The sequence below is a fragment of the Niallia sp. Kr1 genome (assembly GCF_050389805.1).
Lineage (GTDB): Bacteria > Bacillota > Bacilli > Bacillales > Cytobacillaceae > Bacillus_BD.
Genome location: NZ_CP130945.1, coordinates 4,200,459 through 4,217,557, shown reverse-complemented (window position 1 = coordinate 4,217,557; position 17,099 = coordinate 4,200,459). Strand labels below are relative to the sequence as shown.

At 37.9% G+C, this 17,099-nt stretch carries 16 protein-coding genes; 8 read left to right on the top strand and 8 right to left on the bottom strand.

All coding sequences use genetic code 11. The features are described from left to right. Window positions 1-427 precede the first annotated feature (427 nt). From Q5760_RS20765 to Q5760_RS20750, 4 genes are all read left to right on the top strand, one after another. Window positions 428-796, top strand: a complete 369-nt coding sequence (locus tag Q5760_RS20765) for a GntR family transcriptional regulator (protein ID WP_428909507.1) — start codon at window positions 428-430, stop codon at window positions 794-796. After that, window positions 793-1,491 (top strand): ABC transporter ATP-binding protein, encoded by a 699-nt coding sequence (locus tag Q5760_RS20760; RefSeq protein WP_428909506.1) that lies wholly within the window; start codon window positions 793-795, stop codon window positions 1,489-1,491. The genes Q5760_RS20765 and Q5760_RS20760 overlap by 4 nt, the downstream gene beginning before the upstream one ends. A gap of 12 nt (window positions 1,492-1,503) precedes the next feature. Next, window positions 1,504-2,328, top strand: a complete 825-nt coding sequence (locus tag Q5760_RS20755) for a hypothetical protein (protein ID WP_428909505.1) — start codon at window positions 1,504-1,506, stop codon at window positions 2,326-2,328. 269 nt (window positions 2,329-2,597) lie between these two features. Further along, a complete protein-coding gene (locus Q5760_RS20750; RefSeq protein ID WP_428909504.1) occupies window positions 2,598-2,987 on the top strand; it encodes a cupredoxin domain-containing protein in 390 nt (129 codons plus the stop codon). A 350-nt stretch (window positions 2,988-3,337) separates the two neighbouring features. Here the strand turns inward: Q5760_RS20750 and Q5760_RS20745 are convergent, their stop codons facing one another. Continuing rightward, on the bottom strand, window positions 3,338-3,907 hold the full coding sequence (locus tag Q5760_RS20745; protein WP_428909503.1) for a hypothetical protein: 570 nt from the start codon (window positions 3,905-3,907) through the stop codon (window positions 3,338-3,340). A 149-nt stretch (window positions 3,908-4,056) separates the two neighbouring features. On the opposite strand from Q5760_RS20745, the gene Q5760_RS20740 reads away from it, so the two are divergent. From Q5760_RS20740 to Q5760_RS20730, 3 genes are all read left to right on the top strand, one after another. Next, complete coding sequence (locus tag Q5760_RS20740) at window positions 4,057-5,475, top strand: PQQ-dependent sugar dehydrogenase (RefSeq protein WP_428909502.1); 1,419 nt, start codon at window positions 4,057-4,059, stop codon at window positions 5,473-5,475. A 168-nt stretch (window positions 5,476-5,643) separates the two neighbouring features. Further along, window positions 5,644-6,936, top strand: coding sequence for an ATP-binding protein (locus Q5760_RS20735; protein WP_428909501.1), 1,293 nt, complete (start codon window positions 5,644-5,646; stop codon window positions 6,934-6,936). 239 nt (window positions 6,937-7,175) lie between these two features. After that, the gene (locus Q5760_RS20730; RefSeq protein ID WP_428909500.1) at window positions 7,176-8,090 is read left to right on the top strand and encodes a hypothetical protein; all 915 of its coding nucleotides are present in this window, start codon (window positions 7,176-7,178) and stop codon (window positions 8,088-8,090) included. An 82-nt stretch (window positions 8,091-8,172) separates the two neighbouring features. Here the strand turns inward: Q5760_RS20730 and Q5760_RS20725 are convergent, their stop codons facing one another. After that, entirely contained in the window at window positions 8,173-8,634 is a 462-nt protein-coding gene (locus Q5760_RS20725) for a RidA family protein (RefSeq protein ID WP_428909499.1), read from the bottom strand. A 240-nt stretch (window positions 8,635-8,874) separates the two neighbouring features. Between Q5760_RS20725 and Q5760_RS20720 the strand changes: the two genes are divergently transcribed. Continuing rightward, window positions 8,875-9,318 carry a hypothetical protein gene (locus Q5760_RS20720; protein WP_428909498.1) on the top strand — a complete coding sequence of 148 codons (444 nt, stop codon included), beginning with the start codon at window positions 8,875-8,877 and terminating at the stop codon, window positions 9,316-9,318. Window positions 9,319-9,376: 58 nt separating this feature from the next. Here Q5760_RS20720 and psiE read toward each other — a convergent pair whose 3' ends face one another. From psiE to Q5760_RS20690, 6 genes are all read right to left on the bottom strand, one after another. Then, window positions 9,377-9,832: a phosphate-starvation-inducible protein PsiE gene (psiE, locus tag Q5760_RS20715; RefSeq protein ID WP_428909497.1), complete on the bottom strand. Its 456-nt coding sequence runs from the start codon at window positions 9,830-9,832 to the stop codon at window positions 9,377-9,379. Between the two features lie 144 nt (window positions 9,833-9,976). Then, window positions 9,977-12,478, bottom strand: coding sequence for an EAL domain-containing protein (locus Q5760_RS20710; protein WP_428909496.1), 2,502 nt, complete (start codon window positions 12,476-12,478; stop codon window positions 9,977-9,979). A 348-nt stretch (window positions 12,479-12,826) separates the two neighbouring features. Next, window positions 12,827-14,164 (bottom strand): UDP-glucose dehydrogenase family protein, encoded by a 1,338-nt coding sequence (locus Q5760_RS20705; protein ID WP_428909495.1) that lies wholly within the window; start codon window positions 14,162-14,164, stop codon window positions 12,827-12,829. Continuing rightward, on the bottom strand, window positions 14,151-15,044 hold the full coding sequence (gene galU / locus Q5760_RS20700) for a UTP--glucose-1-phosphate uridylyltransferase GalU (protein ID WP_428909494.1): 894 nt from the start codon (window positions 15,042-15,044) through the stop codon (window positions 14,151-14,153). The genes Q5760_RS20705 and galU overlap by 14 nt, the downstream gene beginning before the upstream one ends. A 159-nt stretch (window positions 15,045-15,203) precedes the next feature. Next, complete coding sequence (locus tag Q5760_RS20695) at window positions 15,204-15,977, bottom strand: HipA family kinase (protein ID WP_428909493.1); 774 nt, start codon at window positions 15,975-15,977, stop codon at window positions 15,204-15,206. Then, entirely contained in the window at window positions 15,977-17,089 is a 1,113-nt protein-coding gene (locus tag Q5760_RS20690; RefSeq protein WP_428909492.1) for a glycosyltransferase family 4 protein, read from the bottom strand. Before Q5760_RS20690 ends, Q5760_RS20695 begins: the two co-directional genes overlap by 1 nt. Between the last annotated feature and the right edge of the window lie 10 nt (window positions 17,090-17,099).

Genomic DNA, 17,099 nt, shown 5'->3' with positions numbered 1-17,099 from the left:
AGATGTATCTGTAAGCTGGTTATGATACGTACAAGTTTTTTTAGGTAGTAGACTATTTATAACAAAACAACATGCTAAAAGACTCCTTTGGAGATAAAGGTAACTTTTTCTCCAAAGGAGTCTTTTTATTGAATAAAAAATGGGAAGGAGTATCCAAACGAAAGAGACAAGTGACTTTTAGAAGGGCTTCTTGCAGTATATGAAAAAAAGAAGAAGTTCTTAAAACATAATAGCATGGCTATCGGTAATCTATAGATTAAAACTAAAAAACACTCATAAACGTTGCTACTTAAACGTTTGTGAGTGTTTTTTTGTTTGGGTGGTTAACTTATTTTCTAATAATTCAAGGAATACGGATTGACAGTATTTATGTATTGGTGTACTATATAACCAATACACCGGTACATCAACCAAAAGAGGTGAGAACATGGATTTTAATAGTAATCTTCCAATTTACATGCAAATAATGAATTCAATTAAGACAAAGATTGTTTCCGGAGAATTTAAAAGGGGTGATAAATTGCCATCGGTTAGAGATTTTTCAAAAGAATTAAAGGTGAATCCTAGTACCATTCAGAGAGCGTATCAGGAATTAGAAAGAGAAGAGTTCGTGTATACACAAAGAGGGATGGGGACATTTGTAACGGAAAACATCGATACGATTCAAAGTGTAAAGAAGAATATGGCATCAAGTTTAATGGATCAGCTTTTCAATGAGATGAAAGATCTTGGGTTCACATCTGATGAAATCAAAGAAATGGTATCTGAATGGTTTACGAAGGAGGAAAGAAAATGAACCAAATTGTGGAGGTAAAGAATCTTACGAAAAAGTATTTAAATAAAACAGCACTGGACCATCTCAGTTTGAACATTGAAGAAGGAAAAGTAGTCGGAATTCTCGGACCAAATGGAAGTGGAAAAACAACTCTTATCAAGATCTTAACCGGACTTTTAAGGCAAACAAGCGGTGAAGTATTAATTGCCGGTCAAAATGTCGGGGTAGGTACAAAAGCGCTTGTATCCTATTTACCGGATCGTAATTTTTTATATAAATGGATGAAGATTGAAGATGCTTTTCAAATGTATAAAGATTTTTATCAAGATTTTGATGAAGAAAAATTTATGGAGCTTTTGTCATTTATGAAATTGGAGCGTGGCATGAAAATAGATTCTCTCTCAAAAGGAATGCATGAAAAGCTGAATCTGTCACTTGTCCTGGCTAGGAATGCCAAGCTGTATATATTAGATGAGCCGATTGCAGGTGTCGATCCAGTTGCAAGAGATCAAATATTAGATGCGATAATCAATAACTATAATGCAAAAAGTTCAATGATCATTACAACCCATTTAGTAAGGGATATGGAAAGCATGCTGGATGAGGTAGTCTTTTTACAGGATGGCAATATCATTTTAACTGGAAATGCGGAAGATTTACGAGAAGAAAAAGGAATGCAAATAGACGATATTTATAAAGAAGTATTTGGGGAATAGGGGGACGATGGAATGTTTAACTATATGAAATATGAAATCAAAGGCACCTATAAATATATAGCAGGCGTTTTAGCGCTTGTGCTCATTCTGATTACTGGTTTATATATCTATGGAGATCGAGCGGCTGAGGGCTCATTTGGTGGAGGACTTTTTGTTGCCCTATCGGTTATGATCCTTTTTGGCACAACGTTAGTAACCTTCTTTTATATCGTGGGCTCTTTTAGAAAAGAATTATATGAGGATAGAGGGTATTTAACGTTTACCTTACCCTTAAAAGGGATTCAAATCGTTGGGGCGAAATTAGTTGTAGCTTTATTATGGTTTTTTCTACTAGGTATAATTGTTGCCCTCTACAATCTGGTTATGATGTTAAGTTTCACTCCGTTTGAATTGAATCTCTCGGATCTTATCTCGGGAATTACCAGCTTTATTTCAGTAAGGGAGATCATTTTAGGTATAATCATCACTATTTTTAGTGGAGTCAATATATTGGTTCTGATTTACTTTTCTATGACTCTTGGAAAAATCACGTTCCGCAATAAACGAATAGGTGGTTTATGGTTTGTCATATTCCTAGTATTAAGTGGGATACTCGCATTTGGACAGCTTAGAATAGAGACATTACTGCCATTTTATATAGACTTTGATACATTTAAAGTGGTCACGAATGCGGTAATGAATCCAGAGTTTTATGTAGAGTATGGAAACAATGGTTTAGATACCAGAGTCTCAGGGGGCTACCCATTAAATATAGCTGGTACGCTCTATAACATTGTTATAACTGTTGCTCTATTCCTTGGAGCAGGCTATTTAATCGAAAAGAAAATTGATTTATAATAGGTCAAGATAGTTTGGAAATTAAGTGGTCTAATTATTTTTGAACCAACTAAATTGAGACTTTAAAGAACCGATTCAGTTTTGAGTCGGTTCTTTTCGTTATTACGCTAAAAATAATAAATAAGGGCATGAAAATCCTCAGTAGATAGAGTGTAATTATTATATTTGAGGCGAATGTTATCATCCACTGGTGAATTAACTGAATTAATTTTATTGTGATAATTTGTTGCTGATTGAAGAGAATAGGATAATGAAAGGAGGGATAACAAATGTCTGTCAAAAAAATGTTTACAAGACTAGCTGGTTTGCTAGTGATGATTATGGTTATTTCTATTCTAAATCCACTATCTGTGTTTGCCGAATCCAGAACCGAAACACAGCCTATGGATACGGTAAAAGAGATTGTGGTCGAACTGAAAGATGATCGCTTTAATCCAGACGTAATAACTATTTCCAATGGAGAAGAGACAAAGCTACTATTGAAAAATATTGGCGTGAAAGAACATACCTTTACCGTGGAAAAGCTTGGGATTGACGTCGAAGTTCAGCCAGGAAAAGAGAAAACCATCACAGTTAAGCCTGAAAAAACCGGTACATATAAATTAATATGTCGTTACCATCAAAGGGAAGGAATGGTCGGAGAAGTAATCGTAGAATGAGCCAAATATAATAGAGATAATTGATAAAGTTACCTGCCAAAAACATGGTGTGGGGGTCTTCTCCTCGTTGTGCTAAAGTACAATGCAGCGGGGTGGACCCCATTTTTTGGCACTCTTCTATTGAGCATGGCAATCCTTTTCTGGGTACCCTTTCTTCTTCTACTGTTAAACATGTAACTTAGATACTACCTCAACTGAAAATCCCTTTTTTAATAATTTTGCTGCAAGTTTAATCTCCTTTTGTTTTTTTTCCTTCAGGTGAGCTATTGCCGATGATCATCGGTTCGGTCAGATCTTAAGTGTTGTGGGCGGTTTAATCTTTGGTAGCTATACGTTCAGGTTTTACAATCCTATCGATCAAAGAGTTTGTGGAGATATTTTCCTCCATAAAGACTGATTTCCTTCCATATCCAACTGTAAAAGAAGGAAAAGAAAAATGTACCCACGATCACGAAACCATTAAATTGAGTCTCTACTGAGGGTCCAAGGATCGGGAATTTAAATCCGTATAATAAGAGAGTGATTCCCAGTGTTAAACAAAAAGCGGCAAATAAAACAATTAGCACGCTTCTTCTCAAATACTTTAGCCCGAACCCCAGACTAACTCCCAATAATCCAGTGGTAAAGAGGAATATTAATAACTCACTAGGCTGAATGACGGCCAAAAGAAAGGCGGTTACGAAATACGTCATCACCCCAATTCTAAGGGACAATAGACTGGATAGAACAAGCGGGCCCGTGCTCATCATACTAAAAATAAACCCCACCCCGGTGAAAACCCCTGCAGATTGTAAAATAACCGCAATTGATCCTAATAATGCACCAAATACAAGTCGCACCGTCTTTGAATACCCGTTAATTGTTAAGCTGAACGGATCTTCACATACATTAGAAGTTTCTCTCTTGAAAAATAAACGCATTTTACACCTCCATATTAGGTAAATGCAGGAAGAAGGTGTTTTATGCTAATGATTTTTGTGGTATGAAATTTTTACAGGGTTTTTGGGTACTTTTAGAAATCTATAATTCATATTCTAATAAGGTCAAAGTTTAGAAGGGGTGTGAAGGGGTGAATAGAGTGAAGGTTGGTTTGCACCCGCTTGTCAGCAGACTAAATTTACCTACTGTTTTGAAAACCGCGATCCTTCCCGGTGATTCAGTCGAAAGGTTATTTATTGCGACACAGGTTGGAGAAATTTTTTACATAGGAGACGGGGAGGTCAGGACTTTTTTAGATATCCGTTCGTACGTTTTAAAACTCGGTGAGTCTAGTGGCGGATACGATGAACGGGGTTTGGTGGGGATGGCATTTCATCCGCAATTTACTTATAACGGTTTGTTTTACCTGCATTACTCAGTTAATGGTACACAAGGTCAGGGTGCTCCTCATGATTCTTTTACCCCTGATCCGTGTGATTCTAGCACTTTAAATCTTAAATGGACCAATCGCAATACCCAGTATGATCATATAGATACGGTTGAGGAGTGGAGCTTGCAAAATAATGGTCAACCGCGAATACGCCGTACTTTACTTAATTTAAGAAGACCCTTTCTAAATCATAATGGAGTCAATAGCCTAAATTTTTCACCTGAAACTGGAAAACTGGTGTTAACAACAGGGGATGGCGGATCAGGATATGATCCCTATAATTTAGCACAGAACGACCTTGAAATTGCAGGGAAAATTATTGAAATCGATGTTAGTAAAAATACGTCAATCACGAATCCACCGGCTGTTACCCGTTTTAATGAACTCCCGATTCCGATACAGGAGACCCTTACAGTCATGGCAAAAGGCGTCCGCAATATACCAGGCATTTCTTATCAAAGAGTTTATAATCAATATATTAAATATGTGGGGAATGTCGGACAGAAATTGGTGGAATCGATTTTTTCATTCGTTCAATATAAGCCACTACCTGTTACAGAGATTGTGCGAGCTTATGCTAGAACGGCGGAACTTAACCAAGAAGAGGTTGTTAATTTTGGTTGGCGGGGCTGGGAAGGGGATCTTCCAACTATGATTTTACAGGAATGCGCTACGGATTCAAAATTGGTTGAGAAAATCGTGGCTTTTTATAATGACGTATTGGAAACTGCGGTAAGGCGGATTCGCCCATTAATGAGTTATTACCACGACGATCAAAGACCCGATAAGTTTGAAGGGACTGCACTAACAGGAGTGCAAGTCTATATGGGGAACGCGATTCCTGCTTTAAAAGGCAGTGTTGTATTTATCGACCTAGCTCAAAAGTATCCTCCACAACCGCACCCTAAAGGCGTGTTAGCCTATACAAGAGCCAGACTTGATGGCAAACTAAATGATTATCATATGATCCAAACCGATTACAACTTTGAGGCCAAATCCGCCTATTATATGAGTCTTGGAACTAATCTCGTCCAAACCAAATTATACCTAGGTGTTTACGGCTCCATGAAAGTGACTGACTATAACCAAGGTACAGTTTTTGAAATCGTTAAAGACTAAATTCAGGTAAACATAAAGGGTGACAGTCACCTTCCAGTTTCTGGAAGGTGCCTGTCACCCTTTATGTTGCAAAATTTTTGTAAATATTAAGGTGGATTTAAAGAAACAATTTTCAAAAAACTATATAATACTAGTTAAATACTATATTTTTAGAATTGGGGATTGGTTATGACTAATCAGGTTGCACTAACAAAAAGTATAAAAGCTGAGCAAGGATCTCATATTTTATATTTCTACAATTCGATGGAAGCATATATCCAGAATGCTTGCTCTTATATTGAAGAGGGGATTCAACTCGGGCAACATGTGGTCATCATCGAAAGGGAAATACTTTTTCAAGAGATTCTAATCCAATTAGGTGAAGTTGATAAAACAAAACTTCTTTTTGTTGATCGGGATGATTTTTATGAAACCTATCACGATTTCCGCTTCGAACGAATTCTTAGTAATTTTAAAAATATCATTACTCCTTATGTCGATCAAAATTTAACAGTACGAATATGGGGACATATTGACTGGATCGAACAAGATAATATGCTTCATAAACTTCATACATACGAATGTATTTGTGATATTACGATTGCTGAAATTGGGTATACAACCGTTTGTTGTTATAACGCAAACGATATACCAGCCACATTTTTACTGGAAATGATGAAAAGTCATGAAGTATTGATGACAGATGATTCGATTACTCGGAACAGCCTGTATAAGTCATCGAATGTGCACAACCCAACCATTTATCCCTCTCTTTCGGCGCAAAGAACGATCGATTCTGAGATGGATTTGTATAGACAAAAGTTAGATTTTGTTCATGTTGTATCTCATGAAGTAAGGAATCCCTTAACCGTAATCAAGGCTTATGCGAGGCTACTTGCGGAAGAAGAGATAGACGATAGTAGACAGAAAAGACTTCAAGAGATCATTAACTACTCCGTTGTAATCGATAATGAAATTTCTCATATCATCAGCACGGAGCAAATGCTGTTAACCGATGCTTTATGGCGAAAGAAATTGATTTTGGTGAAACCGTCTATTGATGACGTACTGGAGATTATGACCATAAAGGCCATGACGCAGAACAGAACCTTATATAAGGAGATAGATCTAGACGGAAAAGAAATGCTCGTCAGTAATTCCATTGGTTTTCGCTTAATAATTTCAAATTTATTAAGCAATGCCATTAAGTATAGCTATGAAAATAGTGCCATTTTCTTTTCTGTATGGACGGAGAACGATCTCTTAATGATTCGTATTAAGGATGAAGGAATAGGGATGTCAGAAGAACAGTTAGATAAGCTCTTTAAAAAATACGAAAAATCCAATCAGGAAGTAAGCGGACAAGGAATAGGCTTATTCATGGTTAAGAAGCTCGTAGACCATTTTGATGGAACCATTCAAGTAAGAAGTTCTTTAGGAAATGGAACAACTTTCCAAGTATGCCTGCCAGTGCAAAAATGATATATATTTTTTAAGAAAAAGACAGGAGTCACTCCTGTCTTTTAGTGGGATAAATGACTATGTCTTTTTTCTAAAAATAGGAAGGCTATGAAACCTCTTTTTGAAATTATACAACTATTTTAAACTTAAAGATTGTTTTCAATAAAATAATCGTTTAAGATAAGGAAAAAGAGAGCGTTTTCCTCGTGAATAGTTATTTCACAAAAATAGTAGACAACAGATAGGAAAGGAATTGGGGAATGGAAACTTTAGTCATTGAGTCAAAAATGAAATGGGAATCTTCAATTATACATGAAGTGGCTGCAGAATTTGAAAAGCAAACAGGGTATGAGGGTACCGTTATCGGTGATGCCGTAATTGACATGATTTGTGAGCTGGAGCCTGAAAGCATAGTCATTTATCTTACAAGTCCAGAAAAAGGTGACCTTATAGAAGAACTAAGTAATAAAGGGGTATTTTCTTTTAAAGAAGAGAAGCAATATGATAACCAAGTGGTATCCGTTGGAACCTGGAATGTGTCCGATAAGGAGATTCAAATTTGGGTCGGTCAAGAATCAGCAAATGAATTTGTTCAAAACATCGCAGATATGGATATTTTGTTAGCAACATACACAGCGAGTCACGGGTTATCTATTCCGTCCAGAGAAGTCGAGAAGGCATTGCAAACAAAAACGATATCCTATTACTCCAAAAGAAGGGTTCACCTTGATGAAAATGGTCAGTCAATCATCACCTATTCACAACCTTCAGGTGAACAAATGATTCGGATTTTAACCGCTACAGGTCGATATCAATTTGGACTAATTCCCATCTATGCGAAACCAAGCGATCATTTTAAAGAACATCCTTTTGGAGATTTGAGCTTTAAGGATATTCGTAAAGGGAAAGATGGACAAGAAACCGTTACGTCTGAGCTAGGAAATCTATTAGCGCTTGAAGTTCCTGAATATAAACGAGTCATCTTAAACATCATGAACTTTTTACTACTTGAAGTCGGTTACGATTTTCATGAATTAAAGAAGATGGGCGTGACGCTTCATGGCTATAACCATGGTTTCGAAGTTCGCCTCTTACATGATGATACTCCTGTGCTAAAATCTGAAAATGGTAAGGTAACAGCTGAAACGATTGAAAATGTGAGAAACGGTCATTAGTCAGGGAATCAACGAGAATATTTTTACATTTTAAAATAGAAGGGGGGACAAAGGACTTTGCCTTTGTCCCCTTTTCTATTGTTTACTCTTCCACTTCAACAATCATTTCAAGCTCAACAGCAGCATTTTTAGGGAGTTGAGCCAACCCCACTGCTGAACGAGCATGAATCCCTTTTTCACCAAAAACATAGACCAATAGATCAGAGGCTCCATTGATGACTTTTGGATGATCGGTAAAATCCAAAGCTGAATGAACCATTCCCAATACTTTTACCACCCGTTTCACACGGGATAAATCGCCAAGTTCCCCTTTCAGCATCCGTAAAACATTAATAGCTGCCTGCCGAGCTGCGTCATAGCCCTCCTCAATGGATAAATCATGTCCCAGTGTTCCTATATATTGGTCTGAAATTTGCCCAGAAGTAAAGATAAGATTACCGGTCCGTACACAAGGGGTGTAATTTCCTAAAGGTTTCCTTGCCGGTTCAAGAACAATTCCTAACTCTTCAAGTCTAGTCTCAGGTGACGTCACATTATTTGTCATACCAAAATCCCCCTATTTACTTTGAGTTTAAACCATTATCCCTACTGAAATACTGTATACCAAACTTATACCTAATATAATTCAACATCATAGAGAAGATTCCTTTATTAAAAGAGAAAATTTAGTAGAGTGCCAGGCAGCTTCCATATACTGGAAGGTGCCTGGCACTCACCAAAAATTGGAAAATAGATTCTTGTTCATATATAATCAAACAAAAGAGGCGTAAATGGGGAATGGTAGATGAAAGAGATTATTTTAATTATAGCGGACATTATTAATACGATGCATGATTTGATTCTGGACTTAACAGTATTTGCAGGGTTAGATGTAACGGATAAGGATCTTCATCTATGGATTATGGGCATGATTGGAATTTTTCTATTTGGCTGTACCCATGTCTTCTTTAAGTATCTATCCAAGTTTGGGATTACGGCGATTTCCTTTGTTTACACGTTCACGGTGATGGTCGTGATTGTATTTGCCATTGAAATTCAGCAGCAAATTACAGGACGAGGACAAATGGAATTTGATGATGCCGTTATTGGTTTATGGGGCTTTCTGCTATTTTTTGCTGCCTTTTTAGTAATCAAATTCATCCAAAAAGGAATTCGTTATATGTTAAAGAGGAAAAAAACTAAATCGTATCGGTCCGATCCTAGTAAAAGGTCACAAACACGTTTATAGTTTTAAGATACATAGTTTTAAAGAAAAAAAGAGGCAGTGGGAAGGATATCTCACTGCCTTAGTCTTTGTCTTTATGTTTGAAAAACCATCGGCTTTCAGGTCTTTCACGTGGTGTTAAGTTCATGATGAAATAGCCAATTATCAGGATAAGAATCACAATGGAAAAAAGAACCGTACTAATCGGATCAGAGTGTTCCACAATTATTAAGCGAACCATTGCCGTGATGCCGATATAAATAAAATAACGGAGCGGGAAATGATAGTGCTCTTTAAAGTATTTTACAATCATGGTGATAAACTCGAAATACAGAAAGAAAATAAGGATACTTTCAAGAATAACAGTGTATTCGCCGTTTTCACCTTGAAACAAATAACCTGTAAAGTTGATTAATTCCATTATTAGTAAAATGCAGAGAATAATGGACAAGAAAACAAGGGACAGGTTTAAAAAAACTTGGAGAACTTTTGGAATCAGTTCGGTGATACTTGAAGAATCCTTTTTATTTTGTGACATACGATCATTCCTTCTTCCGTTACAAAATATTCTACAAATATAGTTTTACAGAAAAAGCAAAAAGTTTCCACAATAATTCATATCTTTATTTAAATAAAAAATCACGACAACTAACCTTTAAAAGAGTGTCGTGATTTGTCTTTTTCATATAGACTTAACCTTTTGCAGCAGTTGCTCCCATTGTTGAGAAATAGCTTCAGGTGACAACGGTGGACTATAGAGATAGCCTTGTACATGGGTACACTCTTTCTTTTTTAAGAAATCTCTTTGCTCCAGTGATTCAACGCCCTCCGCAATCACATCCAGCTCCAAATGGTGTGCCATTGAAAGAATGGTTGTGACAATGGCATCATCCTGTTCATTTTCGGTGAGATCCATAATAAAGGATCGGTCAATTTTGAGACGGTCGATCGGTAGATATTTTAAGTAACTGAGAGAAGAATAGCCTGTCCCAAAATCATCAATCGCGATATTACACCCTAGTGCTTTGAGATCCTGTAAGGTTTTGGACGCATATTCCATATCCATCATCATGCTTTCAGTAATCTCTAACTCTAAATTTTTCGGAGGCAAATTCGTTTCTAGTAACACACCTTTTACGGTATCAATTAAATCCTGTGAAAAAAATTGTCGGGATGATAGGTTGACAGCAACACTTAAATCAGAAAGACCGGAATCATGCCATTCTTTTAATTGTTGACAGGCTGTTCGGAGTACCCATTCACCAATTGGGATAATTAGACCAGTGCTTTCGGCAATCGGTATAAATTGAGCAGGCGAAATAAAGCCATATTTTGAATGGTGCCACCGAAGCAAAACTTCCAACCCTTGAATCTTACGGGATACAATATCAATCTGCGGCTGATAGACAAGATGCAGTTCATTCTTTTGCAGGGCATAATACAAATCATTCTCTAAAACAAGGCGATCTAATGCTTTTCCGTCCATGGATGGCTTGTACATTTGAAATGGAACCTGCTGTTGAACCGCTTCCATTAATGCCATATTCGCATGCCTCAATAGTTCCTCTCCACCCTCTCCATGATGAGGATATAAAGAACCACCAATAGTAACTGACACATTTAAAAGTAGGTGTTTGACTTGCATCGGTTCATTCACATGATCTTGAATTTGTTTGCAAAAAGCCATCAACTCATCTTCTTGATCCATTTCGGGGTAAATGATTACAAATTCATCTCCCGTTAGGCGTCCAACAAATACATGAGAGGGCACCTGTTCTTTTAGTCTACGAGCAACTAGTTGTAGAATTAAATCACCATAGCCGTGACCAAGTGCTTCATTAAAATGTTTAAACCGGTCGATATCAATGATTAGAAAAGCCAATGATTGATGTTTAAGTATTTCCTGATCCATTTTTTCTTTTAAGTAACGAAGATTCGGTAACTGAGTTAATTCATCATGAAAAGCCATGTATTCAATTCTTTGATTGTCCTCTTTTTGTTTGGAAATATCGCGAAATACCATGATGGAACCGGTCACTTTGTCATTTTCAAATAAAGGGCTAGTCACATAGGATACAGGGAACAGTTTTCCATTTTTATTCATGAACCAATCTTCTGCAATCCTGTATTCCTTCTTCTTTTCCTGTGCTTTTTTGCTTGGACAATCCTTATACGGAAATGGGGTTCCATCTTCATGTCGGTGAATGAAATCATGAATGTTCTGGTTAAGACAATCTTCCTCCAGCCAGCCAAGTAACTGTTCCGCGACGGGGTTCATAAATGTCAGTCTGCCTTCTGTATCCATGACAATAATGCCTTCTCCCATATAGGTGGTGACCGACTGAAGAAAGGCTTCATTTTGACGGATTAGATCCTCTGCCTTTTTTTGATTTTCCTTCATGATATTAAAATTTAAAACGAGTTCGCCCGTCTCATCTTTGCTCGTTGCTTCAATGGTTTCATCTGTATAGTTGCCACTAGCAATGAACTTTGCCTGCTGTGCGACTTGTAGAATCGGCTTGGTCAACCTCCTTGAGAACCAGAAAATGATTGCGACTCCAATTAGCATGGAGATTCCAATCGTGATCAATAGGACATATAGTAATTGATTGGCTCCTGCGTTAAAGTCAGGTAAATACGCCCCCGCACACACAATCCAATTCCAATGGGGCTCTTTTTCCGCGTATGTAATTTTGGGCACATTTAAATCGGGATTACTAGGAAGGGGCCATTCATAAATAACAAAACCACCGCCATTGTCGGCTACTTTGACTATTTCTTTCGTAGAGTAAACCCCATCTGTTGTTATAACATCCCATACATTGACCCCTTCAAAATTGGGATGAGCGAGTTCAACACCAGCAGAATTAATAATAAAAATGAAGCCATCTTCTCCTAAGTTAAGACGAGAATTGATGGGGCGGTGCCCATTCTCATCTTTTTCACCTAATATCGCTCTTTTGACTTCTTCTTGTGCATCCTCAAGGGAAATCGTGCCTGCTTGTACTTGTTTATCTAATAGTTCGATCATTTCAATGGTCAATCTGACATTCGTTTGCAGTCCTTCGGAGCCCAGCGTATTTAAACTATTTGTCGAAGATTGATAACCAATGATTCCAATTAAAAGACTTGGAATAGATAAAAAGACTAGGGACATAATAATTAGTTTTGAACGTATGGACATTTTAACATACCCCTTTGCCGCCTCAATGTTCAGTAACCTTCTATTATCATAGTATAATAGTTCTGTGAAAAAAGACATAAGAATATTAATGGAATTCTATTATTTTTTGAAATAGAATGAATTGTTTAAACTCTACTCTTGCTATTGTAGAGTGAAGGCCAATCTTGGCTACTGGATGAGGATTTACAACGGAAACATGCATGAAAAAAGGACGGGAATCGATACCCGTCCTTCTTTTTTTGATACGAAATAATTATTGAACCAAAATGAAGTGGAATTGAACCAAATTCGATGATCATTGAACAGAATCAAAGTAGTCTTGAACCAAACCCCTAATTTCCCCTTTTTCTAGTAAAATCCTTCCTTCAAGATTGCCTTTTTCCCAACTGGATAGTATTCAATTTTTTCACAAGCCTCAATCTTATCCGTATCAAAGCAATTCCGCCCATCAAATATAATTGGTTGTTTCATTAGCCCAGTGACTCTCGTTACATCTATTCTCTTAAACTCACCCCATTCCGTTAAAAGGAACAATGCATCCGCGTCCTTTAGAGCTTCCCAAACAGAATTCGCATAGTGAATCGAATTCCCTAACACTTGTTTAGCGCGATCGATGGCAATCGGATCATAGGCTGTGACTACGGTCCCTAGCTCTAGCAATTTTTGGGCAATTTTTATCGATGGGGCTTCTCTCATATCGTCTGTTTCAGGTTTAAAAGAAAGACCCAGCAACGCTATTTTTTTACCCTTTAAATCAGTAAAACGATTCACTGCTTTTTTAACTAAAAGAAGGGGCTGTGTGTCATTGATGGCAATCGTTTCGTTTAATTGGGAAAAATGGTGCCCATTTTGCTTGGCCATATGGAGGAGGGCTTTTGTATCCTTTGGGAAACAGGATCCACCATAGCCAATTCCCGCCTGTAAAAAGGTTGCTCCAATCCGTTTATCCATTCCCATGCCCATTGCGACATCTTCAACATCTGCGCCAACAGATTCACAAAGGTTGGCTATTTGATTGATAAAACTGATTTTGGTTGCTAAGAAAGCATTTGAGGCATACTTAATCATTTCGGCACTTTCAATGCTCGTGTGGATGATTGAAGCATGAAGGGGTTGATACATAGCCTCTACCTTCGAAGCAGCAGAGCTTTCAAGAGATCCGATAATAATCCGATCTGGATGCAAGGTATCGCTGATTGCAGAGCCTTGTCTCAAGAATTCAGGATTTGAAATCATATCAAAAGCAATCGGGTGGGGGAGATGGTCTTCAATCAACTTTTTAACCTGATGATTCGTGCCAACTGGAACGGTACTTTTGATCACCACAATGCTTTTATTTTTTAAATGTGGAGCTAAGTCTTTAGCTGCCCCAAACAAATACGATAAGTCCACGCTGCCATCCTCATGTTGTGGAGTTCCCACAGCTAATATGATAATTTCCGCGTCTTTCAAACCAATTTCAAGCGAGGTTGTAAAAAATAAATTTCCTTTTTTCATGTTTTTTTGAAGCAACGGCTCAAGTTCTGGTTCGTAAATAGGGGAGGAACCTTGCAATAATTCGTTAATTTTTGCTTCATCCACATCGATACCATTTACTTGGTGACCGATTTCTGCCAAACAAACACCTGTTGATAGCCCAACATAACCTGTTCCAATAACCGCTATATTCATCTTAATCAAACTCACTTTTTAACTGATTTTCATACACTTCTAGCAAGTAATCCATTACTTCTTTTCGCATATCCTCTCGTTGCAAAGCAAAGTCTAAGGTCGCTTTGACAAACCCCATTTTGTCACCAATGTCATAACGCTTGCCCTCAAAGCGATAAGCTAATACCGCTTGAATTCGGTTCAATTCATTAAGGGCATCTGTTAATTGAAGTTCGCCATTATGACCAGTTGGCAGTTTGCTTAGGATATCAAAGATTTCCGACCTCAAGACATAGCGCCCCATGATGGCATGTCTTGAGGGAGCGGAATCCTGTTTTGGTTTTTCGACTAGAGATTCAATATAGAAGAGGTTGGGATCCACATTGGCTCCTTTTGGTTTGACGATTCCATATTTATGAACGTCTGTTTTTGGAACCTCTTGGACGGCAATAACGGAGCTGTTACAGTATTCGAACACATTGATAATTTGTTTTAAACAAGGGGTATCACTCATGACAATGTCATCACCTAGTAAAATAGCAAAGGGTTCATCGCCAATGAAACTTCTTGCACAAAGAATCGCATCGCCAAGCCCTTTTGCTTCTTTTTGCCGAACGTAATAGATAGTAGCTAAGTTTGATATTTTTTGAACTTCTTCTAACATCGCGTCTTGCTTTTTCTTCAATAGCGCATCCTCAAGTTCATACGATTTATCAAAGTGATCTTCTATCGATCGCTTTCCTCTGCCAATAATGATCACGATTTCCTCTATCCCAGAGGCGACAGCTTCTTCGACAATATATTGAATTGTGGGTTTATCTACAATTGGCAGCATTTCTTTTGGTTGCGCTTTCGTGGCTGGTAAAAACCGGGTACCAAGCCCTGCAGCAGGGATGATCGCTTTTCGAATTTTCATAAGCTGCCTCCTTCTTACCTGTATTAATGTTTTATATGAAAAAAGAGGAGGTTTGGTCACGTTATTAGCCTAGCAATATAGAAATAAGGACGAACTCAGAAGGGGCTGGAACCATATTTTCGTTCGGTAATGTGGTTACCGAACCCCTTATGGAGAGTCCTACGTTTTGTTTGTATGGAGGGGAAGATAGATTTTTTTAATAAATTGTGGGATCACCTTTGGAAGGACCTTTTTGCGCCTATGGAGGAGAGTGCCCACCATTTCTTTTCTCTCTTCCTTTGTTACCATCCACTCATCAGGAATCATGGAAACGATCTCCTCTATTAAAAAAATCGGGATGGTTTGAATCTGTTCGAATGATTGTAGGAACTGGCTTTCATTGTCGATAAAACGGGCCATCATCTCATGGGTCGCACTTTTGATCAATCCTGTTGGAAGAGTTGGCAGATCTAATAGATTCCAATTATAAGTACCAAAGACTTCGGCATGATCGATTGCCCATAATTGATAGGTATTCTCTAATTCTTCATGTAAAAGAACGTTTTTACGAGTTCGATCCCCATTATAGAACCAATAATCAAATACGATGGTAGCAGCAAGCGCTTTATGATTGGTTATTCCTGATAGGTTTGTAACTTGGTGTGCATCTTTACAGTCTGGAATGTACAGAGAAGCAAATTGATAGGGAGTAGTAGACATATCGGAAAGTTCTGGTACTTGTGAAGAAAAGGTAGCTGGAATATCGATGATTTTTGAAAAAGGAATGGGGACTCCAAGATATCGTCCTAAACAATATGCGAGCCATTCATTTGGCAATGTTTTTTCAAAACCTGGCTGGAAGTACTTCACCACATAACTTTGACCATCATCAAACTGGATTAAATGGGCATTTGACTTACCCTCTAACCGTTTACAATAAGCAATGGGTTCCATTAATCACTCACCTCATCTTTAACTGGAAGATAGGGCGAAACGAATTTTCTTAACAACTCCACATATTGTTGTGCCACTACAGAAATGGCAAAACGTTCATGGACATGTTGAATGGCATTTTGTGACATCTCCTGCTGGAGATTGGGGTTATCGATGATTGTATATAGTTGTTTAGTTGCATCTTCCACATTTTGCCCATAATAGAGAAGCCCGGTTTCTTCCGGAATAACTAATTCAGTTACAGGACTCATGTTTGACGCCACAACAGGCACCCCAGATACCATTGATTCGATGAATGTATTTCCAAATGACTCTGATTTTGTTGTGGCTAACGTACATCCACCGGATTCACGGATTTTTGAATATACGTGAGGCATTTGTTGATAGGGGATGACGGGAAACCATTTTATAATATCTGTGAGATTTTCTTCCTGCCAAGTTGCCGCAAACTCTTCTCGTTGCACACTTTGCGCTCCCCCAATGACCCAAATTTCAATATCATCTCGCTCTCTTTTGATTTTTTTAGCGACTTCAACCAGCATGGGCCAGTTTTTTCGTTTATCCAAGCGACCAATCCAGCCAATGACTTTTTTATTCTTTGGTAAAAAGGGTTCATTGTTAAAATCAATCTCTTCTTTCGTTAGAGCTCGGCAAAAAGTGGGATCCACTCCGTTATAGATGACATGAATCGGAATCTCTTCCGTTAGGATATTCACGATCCGTTTTTGATACTGGGAAGGAACGATAATCGTTAAAGGTTCTATCCCGTTAAAGTCAGATATATGGGGCTTCAATTTAATCAGTTCGGGTGTTCGAGCTTCAACGAGGACAGGACCTTGAAATTTTGCCTTTTTAATCCATTTGTAGGCCGACTTTGTATCGACCACAATAATCGCGTCATATTGATTCTTTTTAATGATGTTGACAATTTCGTGCTTATCTTTTGTTAAGTAAACGGGTGCCACATCCTCCATAATGTGCATTCCGCCGTGGTCGGTTGTATATAAGAATTCAGTGTGGATGCCGTATTTTTTAAAATAGATCGCCCGATTGCGCCAACCTGCATTCACCCCACCAACTGTTAGTAGCCTCCAAATGACGAGTACTTTCATATTGGTTTCA

Bases quoted from the DNA above. Each gene is read 5' to 3' on its own strand.
- Q5760_RS20690 (WP_428909492.1), bottom strand. From the start codon at position 17,089: ATGAAAGTACTCGTCATTTGGAGGCTACTAACAGTTGGTGGGGTGAAT.
- Q5760_RS20760 (WP_428909506.1), top strand. From the start codon at position 793: ATGAACCAAATTGTGGAGGTAAAGAATCTTACGAAAAAGTATTTAAAT.
- galU (WP_428909494.1), bottom strand. From the start codon at position 15,044: ATGAAAATTCGAAAAGCGATCATCCCTGCTGCAGGGCTTGGTACCCGG.
- Q5760_RS20745 (WP_428909503.1), bottom strand. From the start codon at position 3,907: ATGCGTTTATTTTTCAAGAGAGAAACTTCTAATGTATGTGAAGATCCG.
- Q5760_RS20730 (WP_428909500.1), top strand. From the start codon at position 7,176: ATGGAAACTTTAGTCATTGAGTCAAAAATGAAATGGGAATCTTCAATT.
- Q5760_RS20695 (WP_428909493.1), bottom strand. From the start codon at position 15,977: ATGGAACCCATTGCTTATTGTAAACGGTTAGAGGGTAAGTCAAATGCC.
- Q5760_RS20725 (WP_428909499.1), bottom strand. From the start codon at position 8,634: ATGACAAATAATGTGACGTCACCTGAGACTAGACTTGAAGAGTTAGGA.
- psiE (WP_428909497.1), bottom strand. From the start codon at position 9,832: ATGTCACAAAATAAAAAGGATTCTTCAAGTATCACCGAACTGATTCCA.
- Q5760_RS20765 (WP_428909507.1), top strand. From the start codon at position 428: ATGGATTTTAATAGTAATCTTCCAATTTACATGCAAATAATGAATTCA.
- Q5760_RS20710 (WP_428909496.1), bottom strand. From the start codon at position 12,478: ATGTCCATACGTTCAAAACTAATTATTATGTCCCTAGTCTTTTTATCT.
- Q5760_RS20750 (WP_428909504.1), top strand. From the start codon at position 2,598: ATGTCTGTCAAAAAAATGTTTACAAGACTAGCTGGTTTGCTAGTGATG.
- Q5760_RS20755 (WP_428909505.1), top strand. From the start codon at position 1,504: ATGTTTAACTATATGAAATATGAAATCAAAGGCACCTATAAATATATA.
- Q5760_RS20720 (WP_428909498.1), top strand. From the start codon at position 8,875: ATGAAAGAGATTATTTTAATTATAGCGGACATTATTAATACGATGCAT.
- Q5760_RS20735 (WP_428909501.1), top strand. From the start codon at position 5,644: ATGACTAATCAGGTTGCACTAACAAAAAGTATAAAAGCTGAGCAAGGA.